Source organism: Rhodopila sp., assembly GCF_965277165.1.
Taxonomy (GTDB): Bacteria; Pseudomonadota; Alphaproteobacteria; order Acetobacterales; family Acetobacteraceae; genus Rhodopila.
The window spans coordinates 320606-335503 of sequence record NZ_CBDICE010000005.1; the positions used below are offsets into that span (position 1 = coordinate 320606).

A 14898-nucleotide genomic window follows, 5' to 3' on the forward strand; every position below is an offset into this window, starting at 1 on the left:
CTACGGGTCACCAGAACAGTGCCGTCGCCCGGCTGGACCGGAAAACCTCACCATTCTGCGAAAGCTGGCGCTCAGTGTCCTGAGACCTGCCAAGCCGGACATATCAATCCGAAGAAGACACAAGCGCTCTGGCTCGTTCGACGAGTTCGCCCCGATCAGTGCTCGGTCAAATGCGATAGCCCTGGCGATCCCGCGAGCGTGCTTGACTTCGGCGAATAGTCCGATCATTAGGGCGCCTCGCACGATCAAGGTGGATGCCTGACGCGGCGACGCGAAATTTCGAGACCGGCGATGGGGCTGTAGCTCAGTTGGGAGAGCGCCTCGTTCGCAATGAGGAGGTCAGGGGTTCGATTCCCCTCAGCTCCACCATCATCTCCGGTCGCCGCACATCCTCATTCCAGCGCGGTCGCCACCGATTGACGCAGCACCGGCAGCAGATCCTCGCCGAACCACGGATTGCGCCTCTCCCAGCCGGTGGTCCGCCAGGACGGATGTGGCAGCGGCAAGATAGTCGGGCCCAGTTCGCGGAACCGTAGCACCCGCTCGGTCATCGCCCCGGGTCCCAATCGATGCCGCAGGGCATACGACCCGACCAGCACCGTCAGCCGTAACTCTGGCATCAGCCGGGTAAAACGGTCGAGCCACAGCGGCGCGCATTCCGGCCGGGGCGGAGCGTCGCCGCCGTTGGTCAGGCGACCCGGATAGCAAAGCCCCATCGGCACGATGGCGATCCGCGTCTGGTCGTAGAAATGATCGCGGTCCATCAGCAGCCAGCAGCGCAGACGGTCGCCCGACGCATCGTTCCACGGCACCCCCGTCATGTGGACCTTTGTTCCCGGCGCCTGCCCGATGATCAGAACGCGGGCGGTCGCCGACACCCGGAAAACCGGGCGCGGACCAAGTGGCAACGCCGCTTCGCAGCGACGGCAGGCGAGCGCCGCCTCCACGGCCTGCTGAAGCGTGTCTGCCGTGGGCAACGGCTCAGCCGGGTTTATCCACCGATCCGACCGCTCCGCTGCTGTCGCGGCGAACCTGGATTCGGCTTCCGTTGCCATCGCCCGGTCCGCCCGCCGCGCCAGCATCACACCTGCCTGACGATGTAGCTCTGCTCCAGCGCTGCAACGATCGCGTTCGCGTGCAGCTTATCCCGCGCCTCGACCATGACCTCCAGTTCCGCCGCCTGCACCGAGGACGACGCGAACAGGCGCTGGTGCGAAACCTCGATGATGTTACCGCCGGAGCCACCGATCTTGCCGGCGATATCGGCCAAAACGCCCGGCCGGTCGGGGATTTGCAGGTGTAGCCGCAGCAGCCTTCCGTCGCGCAGCAGGTCGCGCAGCAGAACGTTTGACAGAATGCGGGCGTCAATGTTGCCGCCGGTGATGGCAATACCGACCTTTTTGCCGCGAAATCGGTCCGGATGGGCCAACAGAGCCGCCAGTCCGACCGCGCCGGCACCCTCGGCCACGGTCTTGGCAGCTTCCACCAGCACGCCGATCGCCTCCTCGATCGCCCGTTCCGGAGCCACAAGAATGCCGGCGATGCGGCGACGAACGATCTCGAACGGGATTGCACCGATATCACGGACCGCGATGCCCTCGGCGATGGTGGGTCCGCCGACCGAAACCGAACGGCCGGCCAAGCGCTGCGCCATCGCGGCATAGGTTTCCACCTCGGCGCCATGCACGGCGATGCCTGGGCGCATCGCAGTGGCCGCGACCAGACAGCCGGCAACCAGACCGCCGCCGCCGACCGGTATGATCAGCGCATCGAGGTCCGGGGCATCCTGCAGCATCTCCAGCGCCAGGGTGCCCTGACCGGCGATGATCGCCAGATCGTCGTACGGGTGGATGAACACCAGCGACCGTTCGGCAGCCAGTTGGTGGGCGTGCGCCGCCGATTCGGCCAGGGTTTCACCGACCATCACCACGTTCGCCCCCCAGGCCGCCGTCCTGGTGACCTTGGTCGAGGGGGTAAACTTCGGCATCACGATGGTGGCGGCGATACCCAGCAGACTGGCGTGGCGCGCAACCGCCTGCGCATGATTGCCGGCCGACATCGCAACCACGCCGCGGGCGCGTTCGTCGGCGGACAGCAAGGCCAGGCGGTTCGCCGCCCCGCGCTCCTTGAATGCGCCGGTGACCTGAAGATTATCCAGCTTCAGCACGACATCCGCCCCGGTGATGTTGGAAATCGCCGGACAGGGCAGCATCGGCGTGCGCAAGACCTGCCCCGCGATGCGTTCAGCCGCCTGCTCGATATCGGCGAGGCCAATCATCCGCCGATCATGCCGTTTGGGCATCGATCGCGTCCCTGCGTGGCGAGGCCGCGCGACCGAGTGATCCATGGCGACATCGACTGGTCAGTTGCTCAGCCGAACCGAATTTCCAGGATTTCGTAGGATCGGTCGCCGCCGGGCGCCGGAACCGAAACCGCGTCACCGACCTTCTTGCCGATCAGCGCCTTGGCCAGCGGCGAGGAAATCGACAGCCGAGCCGCCTTGATGTCGGCCTCGTAGACACCGACGATCTGATAGCTCGCTTCCTTATCGGTCTCCTCGTCCACCAGGCGGACATGAGCGCCGAATTTGACGTGTGAGCCGGACAGGGTCGCCGGGTCGATCACCTCGGCTCCGGAAGTAATCTCTTCCAGTTCCGCGATCCGGCCCTCGATGAACGACTGACGCTCGCGCGCGGCATGGTATTCGGCGTTTTCCGAAAGATCACCGTGTGCGCGAGCTTCCGCGATGGCGCGGATGATGGCCGGCCGCTCCTGCGACTTCAGCGTCCGCAGTTCCTCCTCCAAGCGAAGCAGGCCGGGGCCCGTCATCGGAAACTTCTGCACGTCGTGGTTCCTCGATCATCGTTCATCCCAGATCTCGGCTGGGGCGGATAGGTCATATGTCTCCGCCGCGGCCGGGTCGTCCCCTACCGCGGCGCAATGGTCAAAACGAACCGCGAAAGTAGGACTGGAGCGGGGCAACTTCAAGCGTTCCGGCTTTCAATGCCGCGATTGCGTGCACCGCCGCCCGGGCACCCGCCAGGGTTGTATAGTGCGGCACCATATGGGTCAGCGCACTGCGTCGGATGGCGAAGCTGTCGGCGACCGATTGGGGCGTGGACGCCGTATTGATCACCAGTTGCACCTCGCCTGACCGGATCGCATCGACGCAATGTGGTCGGCCTTCCAGCACCTTGTTCACCACGATAACCGGAAGGCCGGCTTCGCGGATCCGGGTCGCAGTGCCGCGCGTCGCCAGGATGGAAAAGCCCATTTCGTTCAACCGCCGAGCCAGCGCCGGCAACCCCTTCTTGTCGGCGTCCTTGATCGAGAGGAATACCCGCCCCTGCATCGGCAGGATCACACCCGCGCCGAGCTGAGCCTTGGCGAACGCCCGCTCGAAGCTGGCATCTAGCCCCATGACCTCGCCGGTCGATTTCATCTCCGGCCCCAGGATGGTGTCCACGTTGGGAAAGCGGGCGAACGGGAAGACCGCTTCCTTGACCGCGACGTGCGGAGCGATCGAATCGTCGTCCAGCTTGAAGTCGGTCGCCAGCTTCGCCCCGGCCATCACGCGAGCGCCGATCTTGGCGACCGCCACGCCGGTGGCCTTGGCAACGAACGGCACGGTGCGCGACGCCCGCGGATTGACCTCCAGCACGTAGATCGTGTCGTCCTTGATGGCGTACTGGACATTCATCAGTCCGACCACGCCCAGCGCCTTGGCCAACGCCTCGGTTTCCGACTTCAACTCGGTGATCATCGCCGGCGACAGCGAATACGGCGGCAGCGAACACGCCGAATCGCCGGAATGGATACCGGCCTCCTCGATGTGCTCCATCACCCCGGCGACGTAAACCGTGGAGCCGTCGCAGATGCAATCCACGTCGACCTCGATCGCATCGTTCAGATAGCGGTCGATCAACACGGGATTATCACCGGACACTCGCACCGCCTCACGCATATAGCGGTGCAGGCCGGAACGGTCGTAGACGATCTCCATCGCCCGCCCGCCCAGCACGTAACTCGGCCGAATGACCACCGGATAGCCGATGCGCTCGGCGATGCCCTCGGCTTCCTCGGCCGACCGTGCGATGCCGTTATCCGGTTGACGCAACCCCAGGCGTTGCAGCAGCAATTGAAAACGCTCGCGATCCTCCGCGAGATCGATCGCGTCGGCCGATGTGCCAAGGATCGGGATGCCCTCGCGCGAAAGCGCCTGCGATAGCTTCAGCGGCGTCTGGCCGCCGTATTGCACGATGCAGCCCAGCACGCTGCCGTTCTGCTGCTCGCGGCGGACCAGAGCGATGACGTCCTCCTCGGTCAGCGGCTCGAAATACAGCCGGTCCGAGGTGTCGTAGTCGGTGCTGACGGTTTCGGGATTGCAATTCACCATGATGGTCTCGAACCCGGCATCCTTCAGCGCGTAGGCGGCGTGGACGCAGCAGTAGTCGAATTCGATCCCTTGACCGATGCGGTTCGGTCCACCGCCCAGAATAATCACCTTGGCACGGTCGGTCGGATCGGCCTCACAGGTTGGCGTGCCGTAGCCACCCTCGAACGTGGAATACATATACGGGGTGCCGGAGGCGAATTCCGCGGCGCAGGTGTCGATACGCTTGTAAACCGGGGTGACCGCCAAATCGGTCCGCATCCGCATCACCTTCGCCGCCGTGGACCCGGCCAGCTCGGCCAGCCGCCGGTCGGAAAAGCCCAGCGCCTTGATCCGGCGTAACGCATCCGCGTCCGGCGGCAGGCCGGCGACCGCGATCTGCCGTTCGGCTTCGACGATACGTTCCAGTTCGCGCAGGAACCAGGGATCGAACTTGGTCGCGGCGAAAATGTCCGCAACCGACAAGCCGGCGCGCAGGGCCTGCCCGGCAACCAGCAACCGGTCGGGCGTCGGCGACGATAGCGCGGCGCGGAAGGCGTCGGGACCGCCATCGCCGGGGGGATCGATCTCATCCAGTCCGGACAGACCGGTTTCCATACTGCGTAGACCCTTCTGCAGGGCCTCAGCGAAGCTGCGCCCGATCGCCATCGCCTCACCGACCGATTTCATCGACGTGGTCAGCAGCGCCGGCGTGCCGGGAAACTTCTCGAACGTGAAGCGGGGAATCTTGACCACCACGTAGTCGATGGTCGGCTCGAAGCTGGCCGGTGTCACCTTGGTGATATCATTGGACAATTCGTCCAACGTGTAGCCGACGGCCAGCTTGGCGGCGATTTTGGCGATCGGGAACCCGGTGGCCTTCGAGGCCAGCGCCGAGGACCGCGACACCCTGGGATTCATCTCGATCACGACCATGCGGCCATCGGCCGGGTTCACGCCGAACTGCACGTTCGACCCGCCGGTATCCACGCCAATCTTCCGCAGGCAGGCAATGGAAGCGTCGCGCATCCGCTGAAATTCCTTGTCGGTCAGCGTCAGGGCCGGCGCCACAGTGACCGAGTCACCGGTGTGAATTCCCATCGGATCGACGTTCTCGATCGAACAGACGATGATGCAGTTGTCCGCGGTATCCCGGACCACCTCCATCTCGTACTCTTTCCAGCCCAGAACCGACTCTTCGATCAGCACCTCGGTGGTGGGCGAGGCTTCCAGGCCGCCGGCGACGATCTGTTCGAATTCTTCGGTATTATAGGCGATGCCGCCACCGGTGCCGCCCAATGTGAAGCTGGGGCGGATCACCGCCGGCAGTCCGGTCATCGCCAGCGCGGTTCGGGCTTCCCCCATGCTGTGAGCGATGGCAGACCGAGGCGACTCGATTCCGATCTGCGCCATCGCGTCGCGGAACTTCAGCCGATCCTCGGCGCGGTCGATGACCTCCGCCTTGGCACCGATCAGTTCTACGCCAAGCCTCTCCAAGGTGCCGTTGCCGGCCAGTTTCATCGCCGTGTTCAGCGCCGTCTGGCCGCCCATGGTGGGCAGCAGTGCGTCTGGCCGCTCCCGGACGATGATCTTCTCCACCACCTCGGGCGTGATCGGCTCGATGTAGGTGGCGTCCGCCAGGCCGGGGTCGGTCATGATGGTGGCGGGGTTGGAGTTCACCAGGATGACGCGAAAACCCTCAGCCCGCAGCGCCTTGCAGGCCTGGGCGCCGGAATAGTCGAACTCGCAGGCCTGGCCGATGATGATCGGACCGGCGCCGATGATCAGAATGGATTGGATGTCGGTGCGCTTGGGCATGGGCCCGCACTATTGGGCGAAAAACATTTCGGTCAACACATAGTCGAATGCGAGGATCAGGATCGAAGCGCTGACCACCGCCAGGGTCGTCGCCGAACCCACGCCCTGGGCGCCGCCCTTGCTGTTGTAGCCCTGATAGCAGCCCATCAGCGAGATCAGGAACCCGAACACCGCGGCCTTCGCCAGCCCGGAAACCACATCGTCGGTCTGCACGAAGTTTACAGTGTTCGCCACGTAGGTATTGACGTTGAAACCCAGTTTTATTGTCGATACGATAAACCCGCCCATCACGCCCAGTATGTCGGCGATCACCACCAGCAGCGGCAGCGCGATGATCCCCGCCAGCAGCCGGGGCGCGACCAGGTATTTCATCGGGTTGGTGGACAACGTCGACAACGCGTCGATCTGGTCGGTAACGCGCATGGTGCCCAATTCGGCGGCCATGGCGGCGCCGACGCGGCCTGCAACCATCAATCCGGCCAGCACCGGGCCGAGTTCCCTGGTCACGGACAGCACCACCAGGTTGGCCACGGCGCCCTGGGCGGAAAATCGCGCGAAGCCGGTGTAGGACTGCAACGCCAGCACCATCCCGGTGAATACCGCGGTCAGCGCCACCACAGGCAGGCTGAAATAGCCGATCTCCAGCAACGCGCGTCCGAACAGGCGTCCATAGAACGGCGGCCGCACCAGGTGCGATAACCCCTGAACCGCGAACAGCACCAGCTCTCCAGCCCCGCGGCACAGCCCGATCACCGCCCGGCCAATGGCTTCAAGGAAATCCAGCACCATGGTCACGCGGACCGATAGACGCGGTGCAAGCGCCGACCCAGCGAAGTCAACACCTCATATCCATTGGTGCCGGAGGCCGCCGCGACGTCGTCGGGCGAAAGATGAGGGCCCATAAGCTCCAACCAGCAGCCAGGCTGCACCCCAGGATGGTCGGTCACATCGAATGTTGTCAGGTCCATGGAGATGCGGCCTACCAGCGCGATGGGGGTGCCGTCAAAGCACGCCGCCCCACGGCCGGACAGGCTGCGGTGGAATCCATCCGCATAACCCATCGCCGCGGTCGCGATCCGGGTCGGCCGCGGCGCGATCCAGGTGGCGTTGTAGCCGACCGAGGCGCCGGCCGGGACGTCACGCACCGCCAGCACCCGTACCGCCAATCGGGCAACGCCCCGCATCGGATTGGGCCGACCAGGGATCGGATTGATGCCGTACAGCGCCGCACCCGCCCGCGCCAGATCCGAACCGAATTCCGGCCCAAGAAAGATCCCCGACGAATTCGCCAAGCTGCCCGGCGCCGGCGGCAGCATCGCTCGGGCCGCCGCGAACCGCTCTCGCTGCATCCGATTGAGCGGATCATCGGGCAGTTCAGAGGACACCAAGTGCGACATCACATAGCGGATCGTCAGGCGCCCGAGCCGGCCATGGTCCTGTGCCAGCACCGCCAGTTCCCGCGCGTCGAGCCCGAGGCGGGACATGCCGGTGTCGACGTGCAAGATCGCCTCGCGTCCACCCCAGCGCGCGATTTCGTCGAGCGAGCCCAGCACGGGGGTCAGATCATGCGCCAGATAGGCATTCTCTTCACCTGGAACCAGGCCGCTCAATACCGCCAGCATCGCCCCGGGGATGACTTCGCGGACCGCCAGTGCCTCACTGAGATAGGCCACGAAGAAATGGCGGCAGCCGGCGGAATGCAGTGCCTCGGCGACCGGCCGGGCCCCAAGCCCGTAGCCGTCCGCCTTGAGCACCGCAGCGACCGGGCCGGAGGGATGGTGGGCCCTCAGCGTCCGCCAGTTGGCGACGACCGCGGCAAGATCGACCTCCAGGATTGCCCGCCCCGTGTCGCTCGACATACGTGTCACTCGACATATTCGGAATGGGCAAGATCGAGATCGCCGAAGCGGGTGAACTCGCCCTCGAACAGCAGTGGTATGGACCCTGTCGGGCCATGCCGCTGCTTGGCGATGATCAGATCGGCGCGGTTGTGCGCTTTCGCCATTCGCTGCTGCCACTCCTCCATGGCGGCGTGGAATTTGTCGCCGCTGCCCTCGTAGGCGATCTCCTTCGGTATTTTCTGTTCCAGGTAGTATTCGTCTCGATAAACGAACATAACCGCGTCGGCGTCCTGCTCGATCGAGCCGGATTCGCGCAGGTCCGATAGTTGCGGCCGCTTGTCATCGCGGTTTTCCACCTGACGCGACAATTGCGACAACGCCAGCACCGGAACCGCCAGCTCCTTGGCCAACGCTTTCAACCCTTGGGTGATCATGCTGATTTCCAGCACCCGGCTTTCCGGCTTGGTGCCGGCGGCGGGACGCATCAGCTGGAGATAGTCGACAATTACAAGCGCCAGGCCCTTGGTTCGCTTCAACCGTCGGCAACGGGTGCGCAGCGCCGACATGGTGATCGCCGGCGTGTCGTCGATCTGGATCGGCAGAGAGGCGATCTCACGCGAGACCTGGACGAACTTGTCGAAGTCCTTCTGGCCGATATCGCCGCGGCGGATGCGGTCACCCGAGATACGTGATTCCTCACTGAGCAGGCGGGTGGCGAGCTGCTCGGCGCTCATCTCCAGCGAGAAGATCGCGACGCTGGACTTCGCGACGCCGTTTGGGTCCTTCACCCGAGCCTCGGCCTGCAAGGCCTTTGCCGCGCCGAAGGCGATCTTGGTGGCCAGCGCGGTCTTGCCCATGCCGGGGCGGCCAGCCAGGATCAGCAGGTCGGACGGATGCATCCCGCCCATCTTGCTGTCGAGGTCGCGCAAACCAGTGGTCAGGCCAGAGACGGCTCCGGAGCGTCGGAACGCCCGTTCGGCGCCCAGGATTGCCTCGGTCAGTGCTTGCTCGAACGCAATGAACCCGCCGCCGGTGCCGTTGTCGGCGGCAAGATCGAACAGCGACTGCTCCGCGGCTTCGATCTGCAGCGGACCATCGAGTTCGGCATCCGCCCCGAATGCGTTGTTGACGACGGTTTCGCCGATGTCGATCAACTGGCGCCGCATCCAGGTGTCGAGCACCGCGCGGCCATATTCGCCGGCGTTGATGATCCCCACCATGGCGGTCAGCAACTGCGTCAGGTAAGCGGTGCCGCCAACCTCCTCCAGGATACCGGCATGCTCGAACTCGGCCTTCAGGGTGACCGCGTCGGCAAGCTGACCGGCTTCGACGCGGCGCGAGATGGCCTGGTAGATGCGGCCATGAATCGGGTCGGCGAAATGTTCCGGTGCTAGAAATTCCGAGACCCGTTCATAGGCCTTGTTGTTGGCCAGGAGAGCGCCCAGCAGCGCTTGTTCCGCCTGCACGTTCGACGGGGGAAGGCGTTGCGAAAGTCCGAATAGAGGCGAGTCGATTGTGTTCACGCAGGCAGTCTAGCGCAGCCCGGGACGCGGCGCATGTTGTTTGCCTGTGGACCGCTGTGGATAACGGGTATAGATCCGGAACAGTGTATCGGCGCAATGTTACCCGCGCGACCGTCATCACGCGTCACCAGACCGACGATTGACCTTGCTCTACCCCGCCTGGCGCATCAGCGCTGCCCACCGATCCAGGATCGGCAGCACCACATCTTCCTTCGCCGCTGGCAGACTGATCGCGACACGGGTGATGCCAAGGTCGCGATAGCGTTTCAGCATGTCGGCATCCGCCGCCGCGCCGAACACCGAGACAGGGCACGATTCCGGGTCCCGGCCGGCCTCGAGCAACATGGCGCGAAACTTCGGCACTGTTTCGAACAAGTCGCCATAGGCCGCACGGCCGGCTAGCGGGATCCAACCGTCGCCGTAGCGCACGGCGCGGCGGGCACCATGCGGGAAGGCCCCACCGACGATGACGGCAGGGTGCGGCTTCTGCGCCGGCTTGGGCCAGGTCATCATTGGGGCGAAGTTGACGAACTCGCCGCTATACGCCGGTTTCGGTTCGGTCCAGATCGCTTTCATCGCCTCCACCCTCTCGCGCACCAGTTTGGCGCGGGTGGAGAACACGGTGCCGTGGTCCTCCATTTCCTCGGCGTTCCAGCCGACGCCGATGCCGAACAGGAAGCGACCTGCCGAGACCTGATCGATCGATGCGACCAGCTTGGCGGTCTGGATCGGATCGCGCTGATTGACCAGGCACACGCCGGTCCCGACCTTCAGCGTCGTGGTAGCCGCCGCGGCCGCCGTCAACGTTACGAACGGGTCCATCACGTCGTAGTATTGTTTAGGCAATTCCGAGCCACCCGGCCATGGCGAGCGTCGCGACAAAGGGATGTGCGAATGTTCCGCAGCCCACACCGATTCGAAGCCGCGCTCCTCCATCGCCTTGCCCAGCGGGGCGGGGGTGATCGAATAGTCGGTAAAGAAGATGCTGGCGCCTGAGTGCATGATCGGTCTCGCTTTGGGTAGCGGAGAGTCTGGCACGGATCACGACACGCGGCCAATCTCCCGGCCACGCGGCAGATTTGTTGCCTATGTGCTCTATCGCCGCAGTGAACTCGTCGCTTCGGCCATCGGTCCGACAGGCTCACCCGCCTCGACCTGGGCAATATAGTCGCGCGTCAGCGGGACCATCCCGTGCTGGTGAGCCAATTGCAACTGCCAGACCATGTGGCCGCTGCGACGGAAGGTTATTTCCGACCCCGCCAGGTAGAACTCGAACATGCGGCAGAACCGTTCATCGTACAAAGCGGTGATCGCATCACGATTGGCGGCGAACCGACGACGCCAATGACGCAGTGTCTCGGCGTAGTGCAACCGGAGAATTTCGAGGTCGGTCGCCATCAGCCCGGACCGCTCGACCCCCGGCAGCACCTCCGACAGCGCCGGTGCATAGCCGCCCGGAAAGATGTATTTCCGCATCCACGCGTTCGTGCTGCCGGGCCCATCGCTGCGGCCGATGGCATGGATCAGCGCCACGCCATCCGGCGCGAGGCAACCCGCGACAGTATCGAAGAACGCCCGGTAATGGCCGATCCCGACATGCTCGAACATACCGACCGAGACGACACGGTCGAAGCTTTCCCGTATCGCCCGATAGTCGAGCAGTTCGAACTTCACGCGATGCTGCAACCCCTCGGCCTCGGCGCGAGCACGCGCCTCGGTCAACTGCTCCTGCGACAAGGTGATGCCGGTGACCTGGGCACCGAAATCGCGCGCCAGGGTCAGCGCCATGCCACCCCAACCGCAGCCGATATCCAGCACCCGAAGGTCGGGGCGATTCAGGCATAGCTTGGCGGCGATGTGCCGTTTCTTCGCCGCCTGGGCCTCTTCAAGCGTCTCGTCCCCGTGCGGAAAGTAGGCACAGGAGTATTGGCGGTCGCGGTCGAGAAACAGGCTGTAGAGACGGCCGTTAAGGTCATAATGATGCGCGACGTTGCGCCGCGATCGCCCGGCGGGATTATACTGCGCGACGCGACGGCCGATCGCGGCCAGGCGACCCCTGAGTTTGAGCATCGGGTGGCTGTTAGGGCTGCCCTCGGTGCCCGCGATCATAAGGTCAAGAAGATTGTAGATACTGCCGTTTTCGACCGACAAGCCGCCGGACATGTAGGCTTCACCCAGCCCGAGTGAAGGATTCAGCACTAGTCGCCGAATTGTTCTCTGGTCGTGCAGGCGAAGCGTGCTGACCGGTCCGTCTTGGCCAGCGTAAACCGTTTGCGAGCCATCCGGCCAGACCACGTCCATCCGGCCAATGGTTATCAAACGTCGAAAAATTGCATCCAGAACCGCTTGCATGGCTGTCCAATCCATTGTCTCGACCCGGACACACAGGGTCAGGCATGGACAGCAAAGCATACGTCGTCAAAACGTCAACGCCAGGAGCGGTTCAATACATCGTGCCAAACAACTTCACCCGTTCCCTCACGAACAAGGGAAACGACCAGCGGGCTTTAATCCGCTCAAGCCGGTTGCGGAGTATCGCCGGCAAAAATGTTTTCTTCGGTGGGCACCTGCTCGTCGTCCACTGCCTCGCTGCCGATGCGCTCGCCGCGTCCCTGCCGTTCAGCTTCTTCCGGACTGCGTGCAACGTTGACGGTGACCGGAATCAAAACTTCCGGGTGCAGCGAGACACGAACCGGTGATAAGCCGAGCGTCTTGATCGGGTGTTCGAGCACGACCTGTGAGCGGTTGATGGTCAACCCGGCCTCGGTAGCCGCCTCGGCGATGTCGCGCGCCGAAACCGATCCGTACAGGCTGCCTGACTCGCCGGCCTGGCGGATGATCACCACTGAAAGCCCGCCAACCCGCTCGGCCAGCCGTTCGGCTTCCTCGCGGCGCTTGATGTTCTGCGCTTCGAGCTGGGCGCGCTGCTGCTCGAACCGCGCCCGGTTGTCTTTGCTGGCGCGCAGCGCCTTTTTCTGCGGCAAGAGGAAATTGCGGGCGTAACCCGGCTTTACCTTCACCACGTCTCCTATCTGTCCCAGCTTGTCGACGCGCTGGAGCAGGATCAGTTCAACGGCTGGCATGCGACCGGCTCCTCAGGCGACGATGTAGGGCAGCAGCGCCAAGAAGCGAGCGCGCTTGATGGCAACCGCCAGTTCGCGCTGCTTTTTCGCCGACACGGCGGTGATCCGGCTGGGCACGATCTTGCCGCGTTCCGACAGGAATCGAGACAACAGGCGAACGTCCTTGTAATCGATCTTCGGCGCATTGGGGCCGGAGAACGGGCAGGATTTACGGCGGCGGTAGAACGGGCGGCGGGCGCCCACGGCGGTCCGCCGCGCGGCGGGATTGACTTCGGTATCGGACATTGCCGGCTACTCCTCGGGGGCGGGGCGAAACTCTTCGCCAGCGAAGCCGTCGCGGGCTCGGAATTCCTCGCGATCGTCAAAGCCACGGCGACGCCCACTTTCAAAGCGTCCGGCGGGTTTGGGTCCGCGGAAGCCGCGCTCGCGGTCGTCGGATTTGCGCGACAGGATGGCGGACGGGGCTTCGTCGATTTCCTCAAGCCGTATCGTCATGAAGCGCAGCACGTCCTCATTCAAGCCCAGCTTGCGCTCCATCTCGGTGACGAAGCCCGGCTTGGCATCGAGCCCTAGCAGCATGTAGTGGCCTTTGCGGTTCTTCTTGATCCGATAGGCCAGGCCGCGCAGGCCCCAATATTCGCGCTTCTTGACGTCACCGCCATCGGTTTGCAGTTCAGCGCCGATGTCGTCGACGATCTGCTCGACCTGCTGCTGCGTGACGTCGTTCCGTGCGATCAGCACGGTTTCGTAAAGCGGCATGGATGAACCCCCTATGGCTTGTCTCTGTCCCGGACCGCAAATGGTCGCATTCCCACGATGGAAATCGGACATAGCCGAGCGCGATGCCGTCGCTCCCGGCAGGGAAGGCGCGGCTTCAAGCACGGTTCACGGCGGAATGCAACACTGACGCGCTGTCGCGTTACGTGCCGCCAGGCAACCGACGCTAGCAAGCCGCGGAAATCACGCCCCGCGCCCGCAGATCGGCAATCTCCGACAGGCCATAGCCATGTGCCCGCAACACCGCCTCGGTGTCGGCGCCAGCGAGCGGTGCGGTCGCCCGCCTGGTGCCGTTTTGCAGTGCCGGGGCGCCAGGAATCGCCGGGATCGGCAGCGTCATCGGCAGGCCGGGTTGGCGCAGATGACTGAACAGCCCGGTCGCCTCGACATGCGGGTCACGCAGCATGTCGAGCGATTCGTTGGTCACCGAGTGCATCACCCCATACTCGCTTAACCGCGCCTGCCAATGCGCGTTGGTGCGTGCCGACAGGATCTCGCTCAATATCGGCGCCAGATCCGCCGAGTTGGCGACCCGGCCAACAACGCTGGTGAACCGCGCATCGTCGCCAAGCTCCGGATGCTCCAACGCCCGGCAGAAGTCGCCCCATCCACGACGCCCGGAGACGATGACCAGGATCCAGCCATCCGCTGTCGGATACACCCCACGATGGGCACGGGCACCCGGCGGATCGCCGTCGTAGATCACCCGCTGCAGCATCGCGTAGGTGTTCAGCCAGGCTGCCCCCTGCAGCAGGCTGGCCTCGATATAGCGGCCGTGCGTCTCGTCGCGGCGCGCGTACAGCGCCGCCGAAAGCGCCTGGAATGCGTACAGCGCGGTGATCATGTCGACCGGGATCGAGGCGATGTTCATCGGCCGGCCATTCAGGTCACGGTTCTCGGCCATGAAGCCGGTGAACGCCTGCAGCACTGGATCCATCGCCGGTCGTTCGGCATACGGCCCAGTCTGCCCAAAGCCGGACATCGACAAGTACAGGATGGCGGGAAACCGCGCCGATACTGTCGGATAATCAAAACCCAGCCGCCTGATCACGCCAGGACGGAACCCCTCCATGAAGACGTCGGCGCCCTCCAGCAGCCGCCACAGCACAGCGCACCCCACCGGCGACTTCAGGTCGACGCCGATGCTCTGCTTGCCCAGATTGCCCATCACTGACAGCGCGGTGTTGCCGCCGGGTTTCGGGGCGCTGACCCGAACCCAGTCGCCGCCGTCCAGCAACTCGACCTTGATCACCTCGGCGCCGTGCTGGGCCAGCAACATGCCCGCATACGGGGCGGCAATGCCCTGACTGAGATCGATGACCTTGATCCCAGCGAATGGTGCGTCGTAGCTCATTCCTACCCCGCCTTCGTTGCCCCGCCTTCGTCGTCAGCTCTTTTCCAGCTTCGCTGAGAAATCCCAGAACCAGCCGGCTTGAACGGAAAGGCACCGCCTCCGACGCGGTGTTGTCACCCATCATGCCACC

13 protein-coding genes, 1 tRNA gene and 1 pseudogene are annotated in these 14898 nt (G+C 64.3%); 2 read left to right on the top strand and 13 right to left on the bottom strand.

The window, feature by feature from the left end; translation table 11 throughout:
- Positions 1 to 22: 22 nt before the first annotated feature.
- A pseudogene (locus tag ACQY4Y_RS02005) lies at positions 23 to 179 on the top strand (ISAs1 family transposase); the annotation flags it as partial.
- Between the two features lie 114 nt (positions 180 to 293).
- A tRNA-Ala gene (locus ACQY4Y_RS02010) sits at positions 294 to 369 on the top strand.
- 23 nt (positions 370 to 392) lie between these two features.
- On the opposite strand, the gene ACQY4Y_RS02015 is transcribed toward ACQY4Y_RS02010, so the two are convergent.
- From ACQY4Y_RS02015 to ACQY4Y_RS02075, 13 genes are all read right to left on the bottom strand, one after another.
- Positions 393 to 1055, bottom strand: coding sequence for a uracil-DNA glycosylase family protein (locus ACQY4Y_RS02015; RefSeq protein WP_428488894.1), 663 nt, complete (start codon positions 1053 to 1055; stop codon positions 393 to 395).
- 26 nt (positions 1056 to 1081) lie between these two features.
- On the bottom strand, positions 1082 to 2278 hold the full coding sequence (locus ACQY4Y_RS02020) for a threonine ammonia-lyase (RefSeq protein WP_428490718.1): 1197 nt from the start codon (positions 2276 to 2278) through the stop codon (positions 1082 to 1084).
- Between the two features lie 92 nt (positions 2279 to 2370).
- Positions 2371 to 2844 carry a transcription elongation factor GreA gene (gene greA / locus ACQY4Y_RS02025; RefSeq protein ID WP_428488895.1) on the bottom strand — a complete coding sequence of 158 codons (474 nt, stop codon included), beginning with the start codon at positions 2842 to 2844 and terminating at the stop codon, positions 2371 to 2373.
- A 100-nt stretch (positions 2845 to 2944) separates the two neighbouring features.
- The gene (carB, locus tag ACQY4Y_RS02030; RefSeq protein ID WP_428488896.1) at positions 2945 to 6190 is read right to left on the bottom strand and encodes a carbamoyl-phosphate synthase large subunit; all 3246 of its coding nucleotides are present in this window, start codon (positions 6188 to 6190) and stop codon (positions 2945 to 2947) included.
- A gap of 9 nt (positions 6191 to 6199) precedes the next feature.
- The gene (locus ACQY4Y_RS02035) at positions 6200 to 6985 is read right to left on the bottom strand and encodes an MlaE family ABC transporter permease (RefSeq protein WP_428488897.1); all 786 of its coding nucleotides are present in this window, start codon (positions 6983 to 6985) and stop codon (positions 6200 to 6202) included.
- Positions 6982 to 8049, bottom strand: a complete 1068-nt coding sequence (gene alr / locus ACQY4Y_RS02040) for an alanine racemase (RefSeq protein ID WP_428488898.1) — start codon at positions 8047 to 8049, stop codon at positions 6982 to 6984. Before alr ends, ACQY4Y_RS02035 begins: the two co-directional genes overlap by 4 nt.
- Positions 8050 to 8054: 5 nt before the next feature.
- Positions 8055 to 9554 carry a replicative DNA helicase gene (locus ACQY4Y_RS02045; RefSeq protein ID WP_428488899.1) on the bottom strand — a complete coding sequence of 500 codons (1500 nt, stop codon included), beginning with the start codon at positions 9552 to 9554 and terminating at the stop codon, positions 8055 to 8057.
- 150 nt (positions 9555 to 9704) lie between these two features.
- The gene (locus tag ACQY4Y_RS02050; RefSeq protein ID WP_428488900.1) at positions 9705 to 10556 is read right to left on the bottom strand and encodes an LLM class F420-dependent oxidoreductase; all 852 of its coding nucleotides are present in this window, start codon (positions 10554 to 10556) and stop codon (positions 9705 to 9707) included.
- Positions 10557 to 10649: 93 nt separating this feature from the next.
- Entirely contained in the window at positions 10650 to 11906 is a 1257-nt protein-coding gene (locus ACQY4Y_RS02055; protein ID WP_428488901.1) for a class I SAM-dependent methyltransferase, read from the bottom strand.
- Between the two features lie 164 nt (positions 11907 to 12070).
- On the bottom strand, positions 12071 to 12637 hold the full coding sequence (gene rplI / locus ACQY4Y_RS02060) for a 50S ribosomal protein L9 (protein WP_428488902.1): 567 nt from the start codon (positions 12635 to 12637) through the stop codon (positions 12071 to 12073).
- Between the two features lie 12 nt (positions 12638 to 12649).
- Positions 12650 to 12922 (bottom strand): 30S ribosomal protein S18, encoded by a 273-nt coding sequence (gene rpsR, locus ACQY4Y_RS02065; protein ID WP_104521656.1) that lies wholly within the window; start codon positions 12920 to 12922, stop codon positions 12650 to 12652.
- Positions 12923 to 12928: 6 nt separating this feature from the next.
- Entirely contained in the window at positions 12929 to 13396 is a 468-nt protein-coding gene (gene rpsF / locus ACQY4Y_RS02070; RefSeq protein WP_428488903.1) for a 30S ribosomal protein S6, read from the bottom strand.
- A gap of 184 nt (positions 13397 to 13580) precedes the next feature.
- Complete coding sequence (locus tag ACQY4Y_RS02075) at positions 13581 to 14768, bottom strand: CaiB/BaiF CoA transferase family protein (RefSeq protein ID WP_428488904.1); 1188 nt, start codon at positions 14766 to 14768, stop codon at positions 13581 to 13583.
- Positions 14769 to 14898 lie beyond the last annotated feature (130 nt).

Excerpts from the sequence above, each read along its gene's own strand:
- ACQY4Y_RS02050 (WP_428488900.1), bottom strand. The coding sequence starts at position 10,556 with ATGCACTCAGGCGCCAGCATCTTCTTTACCGACTATTCGATCACCCCC.
- rpsF (WP_428488903.1), bottom strand. The coding sequence starts at position 13,396 with ATGCCGCTTTACGAAACCGTGCTGATCGCACGGAACGACGTCACGCAG.
- rpsR (WP_104521656.1), bottom strand. The coding sequence starts at position 12,922 with ATGTCCGATACCGAAGTCAATCCCGCCGCGCGGCGGACCGCCGTGGGC.
- rplI (WP_428488902.1), bottom strand. The coding sequence starts at position 12,637 with ATGCCAGCCGTTGAACTGATCCTGCTCCAGCGCGTCGACAAGCTGGGA.
- ACQY4Y_RS02015 (WP_428488894.1), bottom strand. The coding sequence starts at position 1,055 with ATGGCAACGGAAGCCGAATCCAGGTTCGCCGCGACAGCAGCGGAGCGG.
- ACQY4Y_RS02020 (WP_428490718.1), bottom strand. The coding sequence starts at position 2,278 with ATGATTGGCCTCGCCGATATCGAGCAGGCGGCTGAACGCATCGCGGGG.
- ACQY4Y_RS02075 (WP_428488904.1), bottom strand. The coding sequence starts at position 14,768 with ATGAGCTACGACGCACCATTCGCTGGGATCAAGGTCATCGATCTCAGT.
- ACQY4Y_RS02055 (WP_428488901.1), bottom strand. The coding sequence starts at position 11,906 with ATGCAAGCGGTTCTGGATGCAATTTTTCGACGTTTGATAACCATTGGC.
- alr (WP_428488898.1), bottom strand. The coding sequence starts at position 8,049 with ATGTCGAGCGACACGGGGCGGGCAATCCTGGAGGTCGATCTTGCCGCG.
- carB (WP_428488896.1), bottom strand. The coding sequence starts at position 6,190 with ATGCCCAAGCGCACCGACATCCAATCCATTCTGATCATCGGCGCCGGT.